Source organism: Roseobacter sp. MED193 (assembly GCF_000152965.1).
Lineage (GTDB): Bacteria > Pseudomonadota > Alphaproteobacteria > Rhodobacterales > Rhodobacteraceae > Pseudophaeobacter.
The window spans coordinates 218211-239878 of record NZ_CH902583.1 but is presented as its reverse complement, the minus strand read 5'-3'; the positions used below and the strand labels follow the sequence as shown (position 1 = coordinate 239878).

Below are 21668 nucleotides of genomic sequence, written 5' to 3'. Positions count from 1 at the left end.
AGACCAAGGCTGTCGTATTGGGAAAAGCCCCGTGATCGGCGCCTCGTCTGAGTTTATTCGTTTTGGGGGCAACCCCTCGTAAATGGAAAGGGGCACGAAACCGCGCCCCTTTCTATGTCGTTGGATTTATTACTCAATCCAACCCTGTTCACGGTAGTATTTCGCCGCGCCATCATGCAGCGGTGCAGAGAGACCATCGGCAATCATCTCTTCGGCCTTCAGGTTTGCAAAGGCAGGGTGCAGTTTGCGGAAGGCGTCAAAGTTCTCAAACACCGATTTCACAACAGCGTAGACCGCTTCTTCTGGAACATCGGTAGAGGAAACGAAGGTTGCACCAACACCAAAGGTCTGGGTGTCCGCGTCCGAGCCTCGGTACATGCCGCCGTGGATGGTTGCTGTGCGGTAAAAGGCATTGTCGTCAACCAGTTTGGAGACAGCATCGCCATCCACAGTCACCAGAACGGAATCACAGGCCGTGGTGGCTTCCTGAATGGAACCCGATGGGTGCCCAACGGTGTAAACCATGGCATCGATCTGGTTGTCACACAGGGCAGCGGACTGTTCAGCTGCTTTAAGCTCGGTTGCAAGGGCAAAATCTTCCATACCCCAGCCCTTGGCTCCCATCAGAACTTCCATGGTGCCACGCTGACCGGAACCTGGGTTCCCGATGTTGACGCGCTTGCCCTTCAGGTCGTCAAAGGTGGAAATGCCGGCGTCGGCGCGGGCCACAACGGTAAAGGGCTCTGGGTGGACAGAGAATACCGCACGCAGACCTTCATAGGCGCCCTTTTCAGAGAACTTTGAAGTGCCGTGATAAGCGTGGTGCTGCCAGTCAGACTGCGCAACGCCGAACTGCAGTTCGCCCTCACGAATGGTGTTGATGTTGTAAACAGAACCACCTGTGGATTCCACGGCGCATTTAAAACCGTGCTCTTTGCGGCTTTTGTTGACCAGACGGCAGATCGCACCACCGGTTGGGTAATAAACACCGGTCACACCGCCGGTGCCGATTGTGATGTATTCCTGAGCCTGAGCAGCTGGCGCCATAAAGGCCGCTGCAACAAAGGCGCCGACGGTAAGTTTGGTATGTTTCATGTTTAGATCTCTCCCAGGATGTTTTTCATGAAATTTCGCCGCCCTACGTTGGGGCGACGACGACTACACACACTCTTTTTTCCTCACTGGCCTGACGACCAATGTGACGAAAGAGGGGTGATCTGATCGCACGCTTCAAGCTAGCCCGCTTGGGGGCGAACCTGTCAACCGCTTCAAAATCAAGCTGAGTGAATGAAACGGTGCTTTTCGCGCATGTGACAAAAGCCCGTTATTTTTCCCCATGCTCTCCCCCTCAAGAGTCGCAGCACTGTGGCAGAGTGTCGCACCTAAAGGCAAGAGCGTTCTCAACCAGATCGGACGCTCTGGCGCATTTTCTCATCTCTTGAGCAAAAACGACAAATCTCTTTCTGATCACAAATGTATCGATGACACGAGCTTCAAACTTGTTTAGGTGATATTCAAATGAATTGAACAACTCTAGGGCGATTCTCATGATCCTCCAGAAGGAAAGAGCCGTGATCCTACTTAGCGATCTTGTCGCGAACAATCCTAGGGCACAAGACTTCTGGGCACTAGAAAGATGTGTCTCTGAAGCGGCGCGGCGCATTCCGCACAGTCCAGACAGTGCAGAAGTGCATATGCACTTTGATGTGGAACCTGAATACCGTTCAACCCCGCGGAAATGGCAGATAATTCTGATGGCGGCTTATGAGCGAGGCCTTCGTGCCCGCAGGATCTGTGAAGACTACCCTCGATCTTTCACAGAAATGATCTGACCAGGCGGCTATGTGGCTCAGGACCAACTAATTTGATGTCGCTGGGCATGGTCTGTTTTATCTCGCCAAAGCTGTCAAAACTCCGTTACTCATCTGGTACAATGCTATTTTCAGCACCAGCACATCTGGCCTTCCAACCCCTATCGTCCAAACCGGACTGTCAAAGGAAGTGCACCCTCGCGGAGAGACCCTATGAAAGTTGACGGCACGCCCTATAGATCCCTGTGGTGGGATGCAGAAGCCGAGGCCTTACAGATTATCGACCAGCGCTGGTTACCCCATGATTTCCGCATAGAGCAGTTGGACAGTCTGGAAGATTTTGCCCTCGCTATCAGGGATATGCATGTACGCGGCGCACCGTTGATTGGAGCCACGGCGGCCTACGGCATGGCGCTAGCCATGAGACTAGATCCAAGCGACGCGGCCTTGCAGCAATCATGGGACGACCTTAACAAAACCCGCCCCACCGCGATCAACCTCAGATGGGCATTGAACCGCTGTCGGGACCTGCTCCTGGGATTGCCACCGGGTCAACGACAAGCAGCGGCGCTGTCGCTCGCCCATGAGATCGCCGAGGAGGATGTGGAAATCAACAGGCGCATCGGTGAACACGGATTAAAGGTGATCCAGAACATTGCCGCAAAGAAAACGGACGGCAGCCCTGTGCGCCTCTTGACCCATTGCAATGCTGGCTGGATTGCCACAGTGGACTGGGGCACTGCCACCAGCCCAATGTATCAGGCCCATGATGCGGGCGTTCCGTTACATGTTTGGGTGGATGAAACCCGGCCACGCAATCAGGGCGCTCTCACCGCTTGGGAGTTGGGGAGCCATGGCATCCCCCATAGCTATATAACCGACAATGCCGGTGGCCATCTGATGCAGCATGGTCAGGTTGATATGGTGATCATCGGAACCGATCGCACCACCTGTCAAGGGGATGTCTGCAACAAGATCGGGACCTACCTCAAAGCACTGGCCGCCAGGGACAACGACATTCCCTTTTATGTCGCCCTCCCCTCCCCGACAATCGACTGGACCGTAACCGATGGCATCACAGAAATTCCCATTGAAGATCGCTCACCTGAAGAGGTGAGCCACATTCAGGGCAGAACGGCCGAAGGTACTATCTCTTCGCTGCAAGTGACACCAAATGGGACAGGAGTCGCGAACCCGGCCTTTGATGTCACCCCCAATCATCTGGTGACCGGTTTGATCACCGAACGCGGGATTTGCGCCGCCTCAGAGGCTGGCCTGGCTGCCTTGTTCCCGGAAATGGCGGCTAAAGTGGTTGAAAATGGATCCTGATCTCATGCAAAGCCCTGTTTTTGATAGCATTGAAACCCGGCAGGCTATCATTGATGCCTGCCGCGCCATGCAGGCCGCAGGCGTCAATCAGGGTGTTTCAGGTAATATTTCAGTGCGCACCAAGGATGGCATGCTGATCACGCCGTCAGGACTCGATTATGAAAAAATGCGGCCGGAAATGTTGGTTCTGATGCCACTGGACGGTTCCCCCATGGGCAAGGGCCAGTTGAAACCTTCGTCAGAGTGGCAATTTCACCGCGACATTCTACTGGCAAAGCCTGATGCAATGGCGGTGGTACACGCCCATCCCGTCTATTGTACGGCCTTGGCGATGAACAACCAGCCAATCCCAGCCTGTCACTACATGGTGGCGGCCTTTGGCGGCGATGATGTTCCCGTGGCCGACTATGCTCTCTTTGGCACCCAAGACCTGTCCGACGCCGTGGTTCGGGCGCTTGACCACAGATCCGCCTGCCTGATGGCCAACCACGGCGCCGTGGTAACCGGTGACACATTGGAACGCGCCCTGTGGCGTATGATTGAGCTTGAGACCCTGGCTAAGGGCTATGTCACCGCGCTCAGCATTGGAACACCAAAAATCCTGAATGCTAAGCAGATGAATGAAGCGAAAAAAGCCTTTTCAGATTATGGCCTTAAGACGCGTTAGCTAGGTTGGGCTCGCGCTCTGGGTAAAAGACGCATCCCCCCAGGCAAAACGAAGCGTAGCGATGCAAAACCCTGCACCGCTACGATATCTGTTTCAAAGCGGCGCAGTCTTTTCTGCGCAACAGAGCCGCCCCGAATGTCTGAGAGTTGCTGCGATCACGAACAGCCGCTGGTACTGCCGCAGGTGTTGCACTTCATGCAGGTCCCGTTACGAACCAGAGTGTAATTGCCACATTCACCGCAGGCTTCACCCTCATAGCCCTGCATTTTTGCCTTGGTCCGCGCGTCCATTCCGGTAGCAGGCGCTATGGATGTTTCTGGCACCAAAGATTGCAAATCAGAGACCGGGTCCCCAGCAGTTCCATCCCCCAGCAGGCCAGTTTCAGCTGTCTGCCCGCCCTGAAGCACGACTAGATCCTGTGGCAAACGCTTGCGCAGATAGCCGGTGGACGAGATCTGTTTCAGAACCTCCAGCGAACGGGTCGCCGCGCTTTCGCTGATCTCGGACAGGTTGGAAACCCCTTCTTCCTCCCCACGGCCGATATCGTCAAAGGCTGGGCCCTGTGGTTTCACATGAGCCAGGTCGGTGCGATCCAGGTAACTCACCGCCAGCTCGCGGAAGACATAGTCCAATACTGACGTGGCATTCTTGATCGAGTCATTGCCTTGCACCATGCCGGCGGGTTCGAACTTGGTGAAAGTGAAGGCATCCACAAATTCTTCCAGCGGCACGCCATATTGCAGACCAACCGAGACCGCGATGGCAAAGTTGTTCATCATCGCCCGAAAGCCAGCCCCCTCTTTGTGCATGTCGATGAAGATCTCACCCAGGGTACCGCTCTCATATTCGCCGGTCCGCAGATAGACTTTATGACCGCCGACAACCGCTTTCTGGGTATAGCCTTTGCGGCGATGAGGCATCTTGGTGCGGTGGGATTTCACCACCTCCTTGACAACAATCTTCTCAACAATTTTTTCTGCGAGAACAACGGCTTTCTCTTGGACATTGCCAGTTTCAAGCACCTCGGCCGCATCATCATCATCCTCAACCAATGCCGCAGCCAGGGGTTGGCTCAGCTTGGAACCATCGCGGTACAACGCATTTGCCTTGACGCCCAAGGACCAGCTCAGCTCATAGGCTTTTTGGCACTCTTCGATTGCCGCATCGTTGGGCATATTGATGGTCTTGGAAATCGCGCCAGAGATGAAACTCTGTGCGGCTGCCATCATGCGAATATGGCTCTCAACATCCAGGTAGCGCTTGCCCTTTTTGCCGCAGGGGTTGGCGCAATCAAAGATCTGGTAGTGCTCCTCTTTGAGATGAGGCGCCCCTTCCAGGGTCATAGTACCACAAACGTGATCGTTGGCCGCGTCGATATCACCCTTGGAAAAACCGAGGTGGCGCAACAGATCAAAGGTGGGATCGTTCAGCTTTTTCGCGGGGATACCCAGCACTCCGGTGCAGAAATCCTCACCCAAGGTCCATTGGTTGAACACAAAGCGAATATCAAAAGCGGACTCCAAGGCACTGTCAATCTTGGACAATTCACTTGGGCCAAAGCCGTGACCAGTCAGCGAGGTATGGTTGATACCCGGTGCATTGCCAAGAGTGGCATGACCCACCGCATAAGAGACAATCTCTTCGATCTGCGAGGAGCTATAGCCCAGCCCTTCGAGCGCTGCGGGGACCGAGCGGTTGATGATCTTGAAATAACCACCGCCGGCCAATTTTTTGAACTTCACCAGGGCAAAGTCTGGTTCGATGCCGGTGGTGTCACAATCCATCACCAGGCCGATGGTACCAGTGGGGGCTATCACTGTGGTCTGCGCATTGCGGTAGCCATGCTTTTCGCCCAGCTCTAATGCCTCATCCCAGGCCCCCATAGCGAGATCCGCAAGCCGCGCATCCGGGCAACCCGCAATATCCAGCGGCACTGGCGGAACTGACAGGCCCTCATAGCCTGTGGCCTTCCCCATCGCTGCGGTCCGGTGGTTGCGAATGACTTTCAGCATGGCATCGGCGTTTTTGGCATAGCCCGCAAAAGCCCCAAGCTCAGAGGCCATCTCGGCAGAGGTGGCATAGGCAACGCCGGTCATCAGCGCAGTGAGCGAGCCACAAAGCGCCCGTCCTTCTTCGCTGTCATAGCCGTAGCCCATATTCATCAGCAACCCGCCGATATTGGCGTAGCCAAGACCCAGGGTTCTAAAATCATACGACCGCTGCGCGATTTCCTTGGAAGGGAACTGCGCCATGGTGACCGAGATTTCCAGCGTCACGGTCCACAGGCGGCAGGCATGCATGTAGTCCTCAGCCTGAAACTTTCCATCCTTATAGAAGGTCAGCAGGTTCAATGAGGCCAGATTGCAGGCGGTGTCGTCCAGGAACATGTATTCAGAACATGGGTTTGAACCGCGGATTTCACCGTCATTGGGGCAGGTATGCCACTCATTTACGGTGTCATGGAACTGAATGCCAGGATCGGCACAGGCCCAGGCGGCATGGCCCACCTTCTCCCACAGATCCCGCGCCTTGACGGTTTTGGCAACCTTGCCATCGGTCCGGTTGATCAGCTGCCAGTCGGCATCCTTTTTCACCGCATGCAGGAAGGCATTGGTGACCCGGATCGAGTTGTTGGAGTTCTGGCCCGAAACGGAGCTATAGGCCTCAGAGTCCCAATCCGTATCGTAAATGGGGAATTCAATGCTGTCATAGCCCTGTTTGGCATAGTCCAAGACCCGTTTGACATAGGTCTCGGGGATCGCGACTTTCTTGGCCTCACGGACAGCCTTCTTCAGCGCAGGGTTAACCTGAGGCTCATAGGCATCCGCGGCGACACCATCCCAGGAACGGATTGCCTCAAAGATCCCATTCAGCATCTTTTCGTGCATTTTTGAGCCCGCAACAATGGCGGCAACTTTCTGCTCTTCGATGACCTTCCATTGGATAAAGTCTTCGATATCAGGGTGATCAGCGTCAACAATAACCATCTTGGCCGCACGGCGGGTGGTGCCACCGGATTTGATCGCGCCAGCCGCCCGGTCGCCGATCTTCAAGAACCCCATCAGACCAGAGGATTTACCGCCACCAGACAGGGCTTCACCCTCACCGCGCAGATGGCTAAAGTTTGTACCGGTGCCGGACCCGTATTTAAACAGGCGCGCCTCGCGGACCCAGAGATCCATAATGCCGCCATCGTTCACCAGGTCATCCGCCACGGATTGGATAAAACAGGCATGGGGCTGCGGATGTTCGTACGAACTGGTGGATTTGGTCAACTTGCCGGTTTTGTAATCAACATAATGGTGTCCCTGCGCAGGGCCATCGATGCCATAGGCCCAATGCAGACCGGTATTGAACCATTGTGGGCTGTTGGGGGCGGCACGCTGGGTCGCGAGCATGTGGCGCATTTCGTCGAAATAGGCGCGGGCATCGTCTTCATTGGAAAAGTAGCCACCTTTCCAGCCCCAATAGGTCCAAGCACCGGCCAAGCGATCGAACACCTGCTTTGAAGAGGTTTCGCCGCCCGTGGGAACATTCTTACCCGCAGGGACCGAGCGCCACAGGAATTCTGGCACCCCCTCTTCTTTGACCTTCTTCAGGTTCTCAGGAACCCCGGCTTTGCGAAAATACTTTTGAGCGATCACATCACTGGCGACCTGACTCCAGCTGGAAGGCACCTCGATGTTTTCCTGGCGGAATACGATGGTTCCATCTGGATTCCGGATTTCCGACGTCGCCGAAATAAAATCCAGATTAGCATAGGCGTCCTGCCCTGCGGTGGTGAATTTGCGCTCGATCTTCATGCTCTGCCCCTTAGGAGATTACTATCTCGTTGCCTTCTGTTGCGCTACACTTGGTGCAGCTCCCTGCCATTTTGAAAGCACGAGAAAACCGGCACGTCTCTTTGGTGGACATGCAATTCGAGTGACCTTCGCCGGTCGTTTTCATGGATGTAACTTGTGTTTTCGTCTTGTCACAAAGCTGCAATATCCAACTAGATATTGTGGCCCTGCTCCAGGCTTCCACAATTTGGCGTATTCAGCCCAAGAGGGTCAACAGATATTTTACCAATTTTGAACCATCTTTTCTGTTGACGAAATTCTGGGGGATTCGGGGATCTTGGATCTGAGTGATTCACCCACATGAACGCCGATTTGACCCGTTTCAGTTACCGAATGGCCGGAGCCGAAAATTCGGGTAACAGCAAAGACTTGCCCAACCAAGTTGAAATCCCCCCCTGAGGGTAGACCCGATGCGCTGAAAAAACAGGCAGGCCTTCTAGAGCAACAAAATGACATGGCACAGGATTTGTTCACCTGTGTTGCCAATTTATTTGGATTAAAAGTTTGGCAACAATTTGAAGCCCTTTCGCGTCAGTCTCTTAGTATGCGACGTCCACGTCCCATTGGGATTTCGCTTGCGTGTGGGATGACCAGCGCTCTCGATTGACGTTTTCGCCTTTGTGAGCGCTCAGAATGAGCTCAGTGGGGATTCCCGGATGAGCTCATTGTGAGGGGACGGGGACCGCGGCGTAAGCCCACGGCATCAACGCGTCGATGTCTTTGTCGAGATGCCCGTTGGCGAGCTTGGTGAACAGATCACGCAGATAGGCATAGGGTTCGACGCCGTTCATCTTGCAGGTGCCGATCAGACTGGCAAAGCGGGCCCAGTTGCGTCCACCCTCGTCATGGCCGGCGAAGAGCGCGTTGCGGCGGTTCATGGCCGGGCTGCGGATGGCATTTTCGACGAGGTTGGAGTCGATGTCGACGCGGCCGTCGTCCAGGAACAGCCGGAAGCCGTCCTGACGTTTCAGCATGTAGGCCATTGCCTCGCCGAGGTCTGATTTGCGCGACACGCGCGCGGCCTGGGCCGCCAGCCAGGTGAAGAACTCATCGACCAGCGGGCGAGACAGGTCCTGCCGGACAGCCCGGCGATGATCCGGGTCTGACCCGCGGATGGCATCCTCGACCTTGTAGAGCGCCGCGATGCGCAGCAGCGCCGCGTCCACGATGGGTGATCCCTTCTTGGGCGCGGCCTTGATCAGTTTGCGCCGCCCATGGGCCCAGCAGAAGGCCAGGCGCAACGGATCGCCGCCTGGGCGTTTCGGCGTGGCCAGGTGGGTATAGGCACCATAGGCATCAACCTGGATCGTGCCGTTGAAGCCGGTGAGGATTTCAGCGGCATACTCGCCCTTCCGGCCGGGCCGGTAGTGGAACACCACGCCGGGCGGTGCAGGGCCGTTCCAACCACGATCATCGCGCAGCACCGCCCAGAGATATCCCGTCTTTGTCTTGCCGCGCCCCGGGTCCAACACCGGGGCGGTGGTCTCATCAACATAAAGCCGGGTGCTCCCAGTCAGCAGCTGCTTGGCCATGTGATCGACGACCGGGGCGATCAGCGCGCCCGTCCGGCCCATCCAGTCGGCCAGTACCGAGCGGTCGATCGGCACGCCGTGCCGGGCCATCACCACGGCCTGCCGGTTCAGTGGCATGTGCTCGGAATGCTTGGACACGGCGACCTGGGCCAGCAGCGCCTCGGTGGGCCAGCTTCCTTCGAGAAGATGGGCGGGTGCCTTGGCCTGCACCACGCCGGTGCGCCCCTTTGGGCAAGCGTAGCGGGGCCGGATCGTCACGACCACCTGGTAGCGTGCGGGGATGTAATCCAGCCGCTCAGTGCGGTCTTCACCGATCCGGACCATGTCGCCACAGCCGCAGGGGCATAGGATGCTGTCGGGTTCAACCACGCGTTCGACCCTCGGCAGGCTGTCCGGCAAGGCCCGTGCCTTGCGGGGGGCGCGCGACTTGCGCTTCTCGGGATCACGCTCACTTGCTGCCATCCTGTCCTCGAGAGCGGCGATCTGCGCCTGCGTCTCGGCGATGGCTGTTTCCTGATCCTCCAGCGCCAGCTCCAGCTGCGCTGGGTCCAGCTTCTCCGATTTCGGCCCGAACTTCGTGCGCCGGTAATCCTGAACCTGACCTTCCAGCTTTGCGATCAGGTCCTTCAGCTCGGCGATGAAGGCCTCCTTCTCGGCCGCCACCGCCTGTTCGTGTTGGCGCGCCGCACGTTCAACCGAAAGCTCGAATTCAACGGCCGCAAAGGCCTTTACTACCTCGGGCGGCAGGTCTGGGAACTGGCTGAGATCGAGCGATTGTGACATGCGCCTTTCTACCCGATCCAGGCTTAAAATCCCAATAAAACATGGCCAATATATGCCTGATGAGTCATCCCGCCGCAGCTGGCGGCACGACCCTTTGCGCCACCACCCGCCGCCAATCGAGCCCTTCGAACAGGGCTTCCGCCTGCGCCCGCGACAGACGCATCGTACCGTCCTGCACCTTCGGCCAGGCAAAGCTGCCCTGCTCCAGGATCTTGTAGATCAGCACCATCCCGGTTCCGTCCCAGACCAGGATCTTCAACCTGTCCCCGCGCTTCGAGCGGAACACCACCGTCACCCCGGAATGCGGATCAAGCTTCAGCTCGGTCTGTACGATCAGCGCCAGAGCGTTGTGGCCGCACCTGAAGTCGACCGGCTTCGTCGCGATCAGGATCGGCAGCCGCTGGCCCGCGACGATCATGCCGAACCTCGCAGGGCGCACGCCACCGCCGCAGCCCGGTCCACCGGAACATCGCCCGGCACCTGCAGCACGAACGCGTTGCCGATCTCGATCGTGATGACACCGCTGTGCCGACCGGTATCCGCTGACCGCCCGACCTCATCTGACCCCACCGAAATCGGCACAAAGGCGGGCAGAGCGTCAGACGCCGCCCCGGTCATAGCGTCCGCAGGCAAAACCAGTTCGCCCAGCCGCGCCTGACGCCGCCAATCCGAAAGCTGATGCGCCGCAAGGCCATGCCGCCGCGCGACATCTACCACCCGCACGCCAGGCTGAAGGCTTTCGGCCACGATCCGGCCTTTCACCTCGTCCGGCCAGCGCCGGTATCCACGCGTCCGCTGCACAACCTCGACGCACCCATCAAAACCGTCGCCCCCATCTGCCATCGTCGTCTCCTTCTGACTGCTCAGAATAGAAACATCGCCGCTAGATCAGCCCACTGGAACCACAGCAATCAATGGGACGCAGACGGCGCGTACGTCTCTTAAGAAAGTCTTAACGAGAGATCCGGCAAGGCCCCCAACAAACTCTTCGCTACATTCTGAGTGATTCTGCGGATCATAGAACGTAGGGCAGCACAGGGCGGATGCAGAGCCCCCCCCAATCAGTTCGAGCGCCCAAAAGTTGAGAGGGTTTTCTCAGATAGCACCACCGCCAAAAAGACTGTGAAACTGTATCGCCAAAACCCAAACCGCTGGACCGACGCGCGCCCCGGCGCAAACACCGCAGGTTTCGGCACGTCAGACACCAAGTCACGCGTCATTTGGTCGAATTCAAAATGGGAGATTGAGAGTAAATTTTCCCTCTGGCGGGAGGCTAGGAAACCTGGCCTCTCGCGAGAGATCAAGGAAACTAAAGGGTTTTCCTTGAAAGTGGTCGGGGCGGCGAGATTCGAACTCACGACCCCCTGTACCCAAAACAGGTGCGCTACCAGACTGCGCCACGCCCCGAACCGTGCGCTGTTCCTAACGCCAGTGAATTGATTTGAAAACCCCTAACAGGGCCAAATTGGTGCAGTTTTTGAAAAAACTTTGTGGCGCATCTCGGACCCGATCGAAATCCCGTATTGAGCGCTCAAACCGCCGTTAATTTCGAGTACCGCAAAGACGTTATCCCCGCCTGGCAGCGGCGTCAGATCCCCAGGAATCGCATCGGCCTGAATCGCTATGACCCGGCCCGTCTGATCTAAGAAAATAATATCGAGCGGTATGAGGGTGTTCTTCATCCAGAAGGCCGCACGTTGCGGTTTGGGATAGACAAAAAGCATGCCCGCGCCACGCGCCATGCTGTCACGGAACATCAACCCTTGGGCCCGTTCCTTTTCATCATCCGCAATTTCAACAGTAAAGGAGACCTGCCCCCAGCTACCGCGCAGATCTACCCTGTCAGACCGACAGTCCGCTGCGAGGGAGGGGGTCGAAAAGCCGAGGCCAAAAAACATGGCCAAGGCAGAGGCGGCGAGAAAGGATCTCAACCGCGGCACCGGATCAGCTTTCCTGATCGCTATCAAGCAGGGCAGCTTCCCAGGCTTGAACTTCGGCGGCCATTTGACCGCGCTTTCCGTCGATCACCCGCGGGGCCAGCGCCTCGCCAGGCTGAAGATCAGCCAATCCAGATTGGCGAAGCACTTCAACATGCAGGAAAACATCTTCGCTGCGGCCAAAGATATTGGCAAAACCAAATCCCTTACCCTTGTTGAACCACTTAACCCGTGCGGCCACCAAAGGTTTGGATTGCAAATCCGTGAGGTCAAAGTCAGCAAAATCACTTAGCACTGGCGTCTCCTCCCGCTCTGGGGGGTGAATTGCCAGGACTTCTACCGCCTGCACACCTCTGTCGGTGCGATGGGTCACGATTTCGATGCGCGTTCCGTCCGCAACAGAACTTTGTCCAAAGTTACGGAGTACATTCACGTGCAACAAAATATCAGGGCCGCCCAGATCGGACACAACAAAACCAAATCCCTTGGTGGGATCAAACCATTTAACAAGGCCTTGGATTTGCTGCAGGCTGCTCAGATCTTCTGCCACTTATCTCATCCACTGCGTCTTTTTCATTTTAGTAATGACGTGATGCGCGATTTCGCTGCATGATTTCAAGCAAAAAACCCTCCCATTTGTTAGGAAAGTACTATTTCCCTCGCAAAGTGCTTAAGGATTGAGGCGCGAAACCGACCAATTGTCCTGTTTTTCGCCCCGTACCCAACTAAAACGGTCGTGTAAGCGAAATGCACCGTCCGCCCAGAACTCAATTTCGACAGGTGTGATCCGATATCCACCCCAAAATGGCGGCCTGGGGGGATTCGGCCCCTTGGTGGCGGTGACCTTTGCCACCTCCGCCATCAGACTGGCGCGACTGTCGAGCGGCTGAGACTGTTTTGAGGCCCAGGCACCAAGACGGCTTTTGAGAGACCGCGAGGCATAATACTCATCCGCCTTTGGCCCCTCTTCGCGACTGACGGTGCCGCGCACGCGGATTTGCCGCCGCAGGGATTTCCAGTGCATTACAAAGGAGGCCTTCCCGGCCTGCTCCAACTCCTGTGCCTTGGTGCTTTCATAGTTGGTATAGAATACAAAGGCGTCATCCTCGATGTCTTTAAGCAAGACCATTCGTGAATTGGGCAGACCGTTGGAATCAACCGTCGCCAGCGCAATCGCATTGGGATCGTTGATTTCTGTTTTTTCCGCTTCAGCCAGCCAAGCGCGGGCAATTTCAAAGGGGTCATCGCCCGCAAAGAGTCCTGAACGTTCACTCATCGGAGCCTCCTGTCTGATTTCACCGGCACAGTATCAGTGCCTTTGGGAACGGCAAGGCCTGTGCGGAACACTTATGCGAACAATCAAGGTCGCCCCTTGAAGCACAGGCCCCGGCATATTAAACGTCTTTAACTTCACGGATCACAGGCGGAGAACCTGAATGTCTAATCAACTGATGACCGGCAAGCGCGGTCTGATCATGGGCCTGGCCAATGACAAATCGATTGCCTGGGGAATCGCAAAGGCCTGTGCCGATGCCGGTGCCGAGCTGGCATTCTCCTATCAGGGCGACGCTCTGAAAAAACGCGTCATCCCACTGGCCGAACAACTGGGGAGCGATATCGTACTGCCCTGCGATGTCTCTGACGAAACCTCCATGGATGAGCTGTTTGCCGCATTGGAAGAAAAATGGGGTAAGCTGGACTTCGTGGTTCATGCCATTGGCTTTTCTGACAAGAACGAACTGCGCGGGCGCTATGTGGATACCAGCCGCGGCAATTTCCAGATGACCATGGATATCTCGGTCTACTCCTTTACCGCCATTGCAAAACGCGCGGAAAAGATGATGCCCGAAGGTGGCTCGATGCTGACCCTCACCTATTATGGTGCTGAGCAGGTCATGCCACATTATAATGTCATGGGGGTCGCCAAGGCTGCGCTTGAAGCCTCAGTGAAATACCTTGCCGAAGATCTGGGCAAGGACGGTATTCGCGTCAACGCGATTTCAGCCGGTCCAATCAAAACCCTGGCCGCCTCTGGCATTGGCGATTTCCGCTACATTATGAAGTGGAACGAATATAACTCGCCGCTGCGGCGCAATGTGACCACCGATGATGTGGGCAAATCGGCGCTCTACCTGTTGTCGGACCTCAGCTCGGGCGTAACCGGCGAGAACCTGCACGTGGATGCCGGTTATCATGTGGTCGGCATGAAGGCCGTCGACGCCCCAGATATCGCCAAGTAGTAACACAGGCCAGAGCGCAAGCTCTGGTCCGGATTTCTCCTCCATCAGCGGGAATTACCCCCCTGACACAGCCATCGCCGGAGCCATAGAAATGACAGACCGCCTGCCGCATGAAAAAGGCTTTCATATCAGCTGGGACCAGATCCATCGAGACAGCCGTGCCCTGGCTTGGCGACTTGACGGACAGGGGCCGAACGATGGGGCCTGGCGCGCCGTCGTCGCGATCACTCGGGGCGGCATGGCACCAGCCATGATTGTCAGCCGCGAGCTGGATATTCGCACGGTGGACACAATCTCCGTTAAATCCTACCACTCTGGCGGCGGCGCCCAGGATCAGCAACGCGAAGCCCAGGTTCTCAAGAGCCCGGATGCCGAACTGATGGGCGACGGCGAAGGTATCCTGATCATTGATGACCTTGTTGACTCGGGTAAAACGCTGGAACTGGTACGGAAAATGTACCCTAAAGCCCATTGTGCCACCGTCTATGCCAAGCCCAAGGGCGAACCCATGGTTGATACCTTCATCACCGGCGTCAGCCAAGACACCTGGATCTTTTTCCCCTGGGATATGGCCCTGCAATATGTCGAACCCTATCGCGGTACCGACTAAGCCAAACCTGAGCCCTCGAACAGGTTTTGAAACGCGCCCTCACTGGGCGCGTTTTTCGTTTGCGGGCCGGCCAATGCGCTTTGCCCCGGACAGAGCGATTGCCTTCGCGCCCACAAGTCCCTACCAATTTCCGAGCAGTTTAATTTCGTGAACAGGAGCGGGCATGAGCAAGTCACGCACAGAGGCAACCTTTCTTTCCCCAATCGTCGAATCGCGCCGCTGGGTCGAAGGGGTTTCGTTCACCGAAGATCTCCCCCTGCTGAATGTAAGCCAGGCCGCCCCCGCTGATCCGCCCCCACTCGGCCTGCGCCAAGCTCTGGCAGAGGCCGCGCTCAATCAGGATGACGCCCATCTCTATGGCGCGGTTCTGGGGCGCGACGGGCTTCGCTCGGCGCTCTCGGGGCAGATGTCCAGCCATTATGCCGCAGCGATCTCGGCCGATCAGATTGGGATCACCTCGGGCTGCAACCAGGCCTTCGCAGCCACCATTGCGGCGCTTTGCGGCGAGGGCGATGAGGTGATCATTCCTGTGCCGTGGTACTTCAACCATAAAATGTGGCTGGATCTCAGCGGTGTCAAAGCCTGCCCCCTGCAGGTTGGCGAAAATATGCTGCCCGATCTTGAAGCGGCCAAGGCGCTGATCTCACCACGGACCAAAGCCATTGTTTTGGTCACACCGAACAACCCCACCGGCGTTGAATATCCCGATGGCCTGCTGCGCGCCTTTTTTGATCTGGCAAGATCCCAGGGGCTGACCCTGATTGTGGATGAGACCTACCGCGATTTTGACAGCCGCTCTGGCCCGCCGCATACTCTGTTTCAGGATCCAAACTGGAGCCAAACCCTGATCCACCTCTATTCGTTTTCCAAGGCCTATCGGTTGACGGGCCACAGGGTTGGAGCCATTGCCGCTGCGCCACAACGGCTGTTCGAAATGGAGAAATTCCTGGACACTGTGACCATCTGCCCTTCGCAACTTGGCCAGATCGGGGCCCAATGGGGAATTCACAATCTTCAAAACTGGCTTGCCGGGGAACGCGACGAAATCCTGGCGCGTAAACAGGCCATCATTGATGGTTTCCCCAAACTTGCTGCCAAGGGTTGGCGGCTGCTGGGCTGCGGCGCCTATTTCGCCTATGTCGAACATCCCTTTGAAAAAACGGCCGAAGAGATTGCCAAACAGCTGGTCACTGATGCCTCCATTTTGATGTTGCCTGGCACGATGTTTATGCCAGAAGGCAGCGAAATTGCAGAGCGTCAGTTCCGCATTGCCTTTGCCAATGTCGATGCAGCGGGGATTGCAGAGCTGTTTTCCCGCTTGAGCCGTTTCGCCCCCTAAATCCCGGGCATAGAGCCCGACACCCGCAAATATGGAGATGTTTGCTCAACGCTGCCCCTTAGATCCCCGTTAAAGCGGGGCAATCAAGCTCTTGAGAGACCGCAAGATCTTGCTCCCTCTCGGGTGGCAGCGTATGCAAGGAACGAATTCATTTCAGGCGGTGGTCGCAGGGTCGGAAACTCGCGATGCCTCCCGTGAACCGAAAACAACGAGGACAGCATGGCCACAGGCATAAAAAAACTATCCAATACCTTTGTTTGGATCCTTATGGGCTTGCTGATCGTGGGTCTTGCCGGCTTTGGCGCCGTGAACTTCAGCAGCTCTATGTCTGCCGTCGCTCTGGTTGGTGAGGAAGAAGTCACCGTTGACGAATACCTGCGCGAAATGCAGCGCGAACAACGGGCGCTGCAAGCGCAGGGTGGTCAGGCCTTGAGCCTCTCGCAAATGGCCGCCTTTGGCCTAGACCAAGCGGTTCTAGGGCGCCTCATCTCGATCGCCGCTATTGACAACGAAGTCAAAAATCTCGGCATTTCCGTCGGTGATGACAACCTGCGTCAGGAGTTGGCCGAGATCCCTGCATTTCAGGATCCCAGCGGAAATTTCGACAGACAGACCTATAGCTTTGCTCTGCAAAACGCCAACTTGAACGAAAGCGATTTTGAGGCCGATCTGCGCCGTGAATCTGCGCGGACTTTGGTCCAGGGCGCCATCGTGGTGGGGGCCAAGATGCCTGACACCCTGACCAAGACCCTGACCAGCTATATCGGTGCCCGCCGCAGCTTCTCTTACGTGCCTTTTAGCCCGGATCAAATTTCTCTGATCCAGGTGGTGCCAGAGGACGCTGTGCTCATGGCGTTTTACGAGGCAAATGCTGATGACTTCACCCTGCCTGAAACCAAACGCATCACCTATGCGCGCCTCAGCCCTGATATGATTTTGGACACTGTCGAAGTAGACGAAGAAGCCCTGCGCACGCTCTATTCCGACCGCAGCGAACAGTACCAAATTGCCGAGCGCCGCCTGGTTGAGCGCCTGGTCTTTGCTGACGACACCAGCGCCGCGGACGCCAAAGCCCAGCTAGATGTGGCCGGAACAACCTTTGAAGCGCTGGTAGAAGGGCGCGGTCTTGCGCTTCAAGACATTGATCTGGGCGATGTGACACAGTCCTTCCTGGGTGATGCCGCAGAGGCTGTGTTTGCTGCCGAGGTCGGTACAATTGTTGGACCCCTGCCCTCGGATCTTGGCCCTGCCCTCTATCGGGTCAATGGTCAGCTTGAGGCCCGCCACACCACATTTGAGCAGGCTGAGCCAGAGCTGCGCGATGAGCTGGCAGCGGATCGTGCCCGCCGTCTGATCGAACAGCAGGCCGAAGAGATCAATGACCTGCTGGCGGGGGGCGCTACGCTGGAGGATCTGGCCAATGAGAGCGATATGGAAGTCGCCAGCCTGGGCTGGAGCGGCGAAACTGGCGAGGGCATCACCGCCTATGAAGGCTTCCGCACCGCCGCCAGTTTGGTCACCGTGGAAGATTTCCCCACCGCAGAATTCCTAGGGGATGGCAGCCTGTTTGCGCTTCGCCTTGATGAAATTTTGCCTGAACGTCCCGAAGCCTTTGAAGATGCAAAGGCTAAGGTTCTGGCAGCCTGGGAGGCGGACCGTGTTGCAACCGCGCTGCAGGCCGAAGCAGAGGCCCTGCTCGCAACCGTCACACAGACAGGGGATTTCCCCGAAGGTAGCCAGGTACAGCAGGAAACCGGTCTCACCCGCACGGCCTATCTGGATAACACTCCGGCGGATATGATGAACCAGATCTTTAGCATGGAACCCGGCGATCTAAAGGTGATCAAAGGCGAAGCAGGCACTGTTGTCGTACGCCTGGATGCGGTGCTTGCAGCCGAGGAAAATGAAGAAATGCAGCTCTTGGCAAAGGCTCTGAGTACCCAATTGGACCAGGCCGTTTCTGAGGCCCTGTTCACGGCCTTTATCTCCGATGCACAGCTCCGCGCTGCGCCGCGTGTGGATCAGCAGGCTTTGAATGCTGTTCTGACCAACTATTCCCAATAAGCGAGACCTGCCCGATGGCTTTGACCCCAGACTTTGCGAGCTTCGCCTCTGCTTATGAGAGCGGTGAAAACCAGGTTGTCTTTACGCGGCTTGCTGCGGACCTGGACACGCCCGTCTCTTTGATGCTGAAGCTCACAGGCGCTCAGAAGGACGCCTTTATGCTGGAATCCGTAACCGGTGGTGAGGTGCGCGGACGCTACTCCATCATCGGCATGAAGCCTGATCTGGTCTGGCGCAGCCATGGGGAGGCTTCTTCACTCAACCGCTCAGCCCGGTTTGATCCAGAGGCTTTTGAAGAACAGGCAGGTAATCCGCTGGACAATCTGCGCGCCCTGCTAGCAGAAAGCAAAATCGACCTGCCCGAAGACATGCCACAGGCAGCAGCCGGTCTGTTTGGCTATCTGGGCTATGACATGGTGCGCCATGTTGAGTACCTGCCGGATGTAAACCCTGACCCGCTTGGCCTACCCGATGCCGTGATGATGCGCCCCTCAGTGATCGCCGTTTTGGACGGGGTCAAAGGCGAAGTCACCGTAGTCTCGCCCGCCTGGGTGAGAGAGGGCCAAACCGCCCGCGCCGCCTACGCCCAGGCGGCGGAGCGGGTGATGGATGCGGTGCGCGATCTGGAACGGGCCATGCCCTCGGAAACCCGTGATCTAGGGGACGCCCACGAAATCGCTCCGCCGGTTTCTAACTTCACCAAATCCGGCTACATGGAAGCCGTAGAAAAAGCCAAGGATTACATCCGGGCCGGTGATATCTTTCAGGTGGTTCCAGCTCAGCGTTGGAGCCAAGAATTTCCGCTGCCGCCTTTTTCGCTCTATCGCTCACTGCGGCGCACCAATCCTTCGCCCTTCATGTTTTATTTCAACTTTGGCGGCTTTCAAGTCATCGGCGCCAGCCCCGAAATCCTGGTGCGTGTCTTTGGCAAAGAGGTCACAATCCGCCCCATTGCCGGCACCCGCCCCCGTGGGGCAACGCCTCAGGAGGACAAAGCCAATGAGTTGGAGCTGCTGGCCGACAAGAAGGAATTGGCGGAGCATCTTATGCTGTTGGATCTGGGCCGCAATGACACCGGGCGCGTTGCCAAGATTGGCACGGTCAAGCCGACAGAACAGTTCATTATTGAACGCTATAGCCATGTGATGCATATCGTTTCCAACGTGGTTGGTGAGTTGCATGAGGACAAAGACGCATTGGATGCCTTCTTTGCTGGCATGCCCGCTGGAACCGTTTCCGGCGCGCCAAAGGTGCGGGCGATGGAAATCATTGATGAACTGGAACCAGAAAAGCGTGGCGTTTATGGCGGCGGCGTTGGCTATTTTTCAGCGGGGGGCGACATGGATATGTGCATCGCTCTGCGCACCGCCATCGTCAAAGACCAGACGCTCTATGTGCAGGCGGGCGGCGGTGTTGTCTATGACAGCGACCCAGAGGCAGAATATATGGAAACCGTCCATAAATCCAACGCCATCCGCCGGGCTGCCGCAGATGCAGCCCGGTTTGTTGGCCGGGGCAACGCCTAGATTTCTGCAAGCTCACCTTGAGCGCATTCAGCTCAACAGGACATAATTGCAAAGGGCCCCCAACTGGAGGCCCTTTTTTTTCAGTGTGGTACGGCCCGAACACTCTGACCGCTGACCTCAGGCGTCAAGCCGCGCTTTGATGCCTGCAATCATTGCGTGGATGTGAGGTTAGCCCTTAGACCCGCAGATATCGGCGCAAGCCCCACCTGGCTCGCCCGATCCTGCAATCCCCATAGCAACAGTGCAGAGATCGTATCGGGGCGCAATCGGCCCAACATGATCACAGCGCCCTCTTGGCGAGCGCGAAAGGCGGCCTGGTCCAAAAAGCGGCGAATGGCACGTGGGTTTTGCCCGGCACCGTCAAAGTCACGAAACACCACGCCCGAGGGAATACCGTCGCGCAGCGCCAATTTTTGCACCGTGTTCAACCCATTGTTCTGGGTCACCATGCCAAAGCCCGAAGCCTGCATAACCGCCACCATCTGGTCCGCCAGCGCACGGTTGCCCTGAAAACCAGTCTGCACCCCCTCAAGGATTCCAACCGCCTGCGGCATTTGCTGGATCCAAACCGCCATCGCGGTCTCTGCATCCTGTGGTGAGGCTTCACGTGGCAGATCCGCCAGCATCAAGACTTCAAACCCGGCTGCGCGGCGTGCTTGGGTTTTCTCAGCGGCATTTGGATCCTGCGGCGAGATCGCAAATGTCAGCGGATAGGGGAAGCTCTCTAGCGCCTCGGCGCCAATAGCAACCGCGTCATCGATCAATACGATCGACATCAAAGGACGCCCCTCAGGCGCGGTAAATTCCTCAGCATTGATCTCAAAGGGAGTGCCCTGTGGCGATGTCGCCTCAACTGCAGGCTCGGCATTATTCCCAATCAGGGTGGGGGTTCTGCTGCGTTCCGTCAACGGCACAACACGGGAAGCCAATCGAGAGCCCGTGGTTTCCTGTTGATCTGCCTCGGTTTGATCCTGATCGGAGGGCGAAAGCACCGATTGGCGCTCAGCCAAGGTAGCCTCCTGTTCCGGTTCCGCGCCGACTGCGCTGGCGGTCTCTTCCGCGTCAGTCTCTGCCTCAGCCTGTGTATCTGCGCGAGCGGCGTTTGGTGTGGCGACAGGCATGACCGCAATACTGGGGCGCACCGTGGCCGTCGGAGCGGCACCGATCTGAGGCCCCGACAGATCCGGAACCACGGGAGATACGGTCTGCCCCTCAGTCGAAGGCATGGTCTCCGCTGGCGCGGCCGCAGATTCGTCCCCGCTGTTTTCGTCCTCCGCTCCCTGTGCCACCAGGCGGGCTTCAATGCCTGTATCAGCGGGCGCAACGGGCTGCCCAAGGCCCGCAGTCTGTTGAGCGCTCGTAGTCTGTTCAGGGTCTGATTCTGTAGCCCGTTGCGGCGCAGGCAGTTCTGCGGTCTCGGTGGACACAACGGGTGTTTGATCTGCACCGGGCACATCCGGCGCATCCCCCCCACCTGGCTCCCCCGGAACCGCGCTCGGGCTCTGCGGTAGGGCCGCGACAGGAAGGCCCGGCGCCACATCGCCTCCTCCTGCGCCCTCAGCCGTTGCCACGACAGGTCTTGCACCGGGATCTGTGTCCAGCACCGCAATGGGGCTGGTATCTTCGTCAACAAAGGTCGCGGGCGCGCTGGGCACCGCCTCCACCAAATCGGCATCGCGCCGCTCATTGGCCTCTGGTGGCACGGTGTTGACTGCACCAGGCTGATCCGACTGTTCAGGCAGTGTGCTCTCCACCTGCACCCGGGCAGGCAAAGGCGTAGAAAGCGACCACATCGCTGCCCCGCCTACAGCCACCAATGCCCCGATGCTCACGCCTCCGAGAAACCCTTTCATCGCAGTCCTGCCTCTCATCACCTGTTTCCACCCTGTCACCGGGCTGGTTTATCGTCAAAGCTTCAGTCGGATAGCAATGCTTGCGCATCCTACAATCCCACTGGCTTGGTCCCCTGTCAGGCGAGGCCAAGCGCC

General features: G+C 57.3%; 16 protein-coding genes and 1 tRNA gene. 7 read left to right on the top strand and 10 right to left on the bottom strand.

Annotated features, from left to right (window positions below; all coding sequences use genetic code 11):
• Nucleotides 1–129 precede the first annotated feature (129 nt).
• A complete protein-coding gene (locus MED193_RS03635) occupies nt 130–1095 on the bottom strand; it encodes a TAXI family TRAP transporter solute-binding subunit (RefSeq protein WP_009808290.1) in 966 nt (321 codons plus the stop codon).
• 929 nt (nt 1096–2024) lie between these two features.
• On the opposite strand from MED193_RS03635, the gene mtnA reads away from it, so the two are divergent.
• Nucleotides 2025–3140, top strand: coding sequence for an S-methyl-5-thioribose-1-phosphate isomerase (gene mtnA / locus MED193_RS03620; RefSeq protein ID WP_009808289.1), 1116 nt, complete (start codon nt 2025–2027; stop codon nt 3138–3140).
• Nucleotides 3130–3807 carry a class II aldolase/adducin family protein gene (locus MED193_RS03615; protein ID WP_009808288.1) on the top strand — a complete coding sequence of 226 codons (678 nt, stop codon included), beginning with the start codon at nt 3130–3132 and terminating at the stop codon, nt 3805–3807. Before mtnA ends, MED193_RS03615 begins: the two co-directional genes overlap by 11 nt.
• A 155-nt stretch (nt 3808–3962) precedes the next feature.
• Here the strand turns inward: MED193_RS03615 and MED193_RS03610 are convergent, their stop codons facing one another.
• The 8 genes from MED193_RS03610 to pdxH all read right to left on the bottom strand — a co-directional run bounded on the left by MED193_RS03610 (nt 3963) and on the right by pdxH (nt 13177).
• Nucleotides 3963–7610 (bottom strand): vitamin B12-dependent ribonucleotide reductase, encoded by a 3648-nt coding sequence (locus MED193_RS03610; protein WP_009808287.1) that lies wholly within the window; start codon nt 7608–7610, stop codon nt 3963–3965.
• A gap of 701 nt (nt 7611–8311) precedes the next feature.
• Entirely contained in the window at nt 8312–9964 is a 1653-nt protein-coding gene (locus MED193_RS03605) for an IS66-like element ISRosp4 family transposase (RefSeq protein ID WP_009808286.1), read from the bottom strand.
• Nucleotides 9965–10028: 64 nt separating this feature from the next.
• Entirely contained in the window at nt 10029–10382 is a 354-nt protein-coding gene (tnpB, locus tag MED193_RS03600) for an IS66 family insertion sequence element accessory protein TnpB (RefSeq protein WP_009808285.1), read from the bottom strand.
• A complete protein-coding gene (locus tag MED193_RS03595) occupies nt 10379–10807 on the bottom strand; it encodes a transposase (protein WP_009808284.1) in 429 nt (142 codons plus the stop codon). Before MED193_RS03595 ends, tnpB begins: the two co-directional genes overlap by 4 nt.
• A 487-nt stretch (nt 10808–11294) precedes the next feature.
• Nucleotides 11295–11371 (bottom strand) — tRNA-Pro (locus MED193_RS03590).
• Between the two features lie 44 nt (nt 11372–11415).
• A complete protein-coding gene (locus tag MED193_RS03585) occupies nt 11416–11862 on the bottom strand; it encodes a DUF192 domain-containing protein (RefSeq protein WP_050757619.1) in 447 nt (148 codons plus the stop codon).
• Between the two features lie 46 nt (nt 11863–11908).
• The gene (locus MED193_RS03580) at nt 11909–12451 is read right to left on the bottom strand and encodes a cold-shock protein (protein WP_009808281.1); all 543 of its coding nucleotides are present in this window, start codon (nt 12449–12451) and stop codon (nt 11909–11911) included.
• 120 nt (nt 12452–12571) lie between these two features.
• On the bottom strand, nt 12572–13177 hold the full coding sequence (pdxH, locus tag MED193_RS03575; protein ID WP_009808280.1) for a pyridoxamine 5'-phosphate oxidase: 606 nt from the start codon (nt 13175–13177) through the stop codon (nt 12572–12574).
• Nucleotides 13178–13337: 160 nt separating this feature from the next.
• On the opposite strand from pdxH, the gene fabI reads away from it, so the two are divergent.
• From fabI to trpE, 5 genes are all read left to right on the top strand, one after another.
• Nucleotides 13338–14141, top strand: coding sequence for an enoyl-ACP reductase FabI (gene fabI / locus MED193_RS03570; RefSeq protein ID WP_009808279.1), 804 nt, complete (start codon nt 13338–13340; stop codon nt 14139–14141).
• A 91-nt stretch (nt 14142–14232) separates the two neighbouring features.
• Nucleotides 14233–14751 (top strand): xanthine phosphoribosyltransferase, encoded by a 519-nt coding sequence (gpt, locus tag MED193_RS03565; protein ID WP_009808278.1) that lies wholly within the window; start codon nt 14233–14235, stop codon nt 14749–14751.
• A 163-nt stretch (nt 14752–14914) separates the two neighbouring features.
• The gene (locus MED193_RS03560) at nt 14915–16090 is read left to right on the top strand and encodes an aminotransferase (RefSeq protein WP_009808277.1); all 1176 of its coding nucleotides are present in this window, start codon (nt 14915–14917) and stop codon (nt 16088–16090) included.
• Between the two features lie 219 nt (nt 16091–16309).
• Nucleotides 16310–18154: a peptidylprolyl isomerase gene (locus MED193_RS03555; RefSeq protein ID WP_009808276.1), complete on the top strand. Its 1845-nt coding sequence runs from the start codon at nt 16310–16312 to the stop codon at nt 18152–18154.
• A gap of 14 nt (nt 18155–18168) precedes the next feature.
• Nucleotides 18169–19680, top strand: coding sequence for an anthranilate synthase component I (trpE, locus tag MED193_RS03550; protein WP_009808275.1), 1512 nt, complete (start codon nt 18169–18171; stop codon nt 19678–19680).
• 149 nt (nt 19681–19829) lie between these two features.
• Here trpE and MED193_RS03545 read toward each other — a convergent pair whose 3' ends face one another.
• Nucleotides 19830–21551 carry a divergent polysaccharide deacteylase family protein gene (locus tag MED193_RS03545; RefSeq protein ID WP_254655430.1) on the bottom strand — a complete coding sequence of 574 codons (1722 nt, stop codon included), beginning with the start codon at nt 21549–21551 and terminating at the stop codon, nt 19830–19832.
• Between the last annotated feature and the right edge of the window lie 117 nt (nt 21552–21668).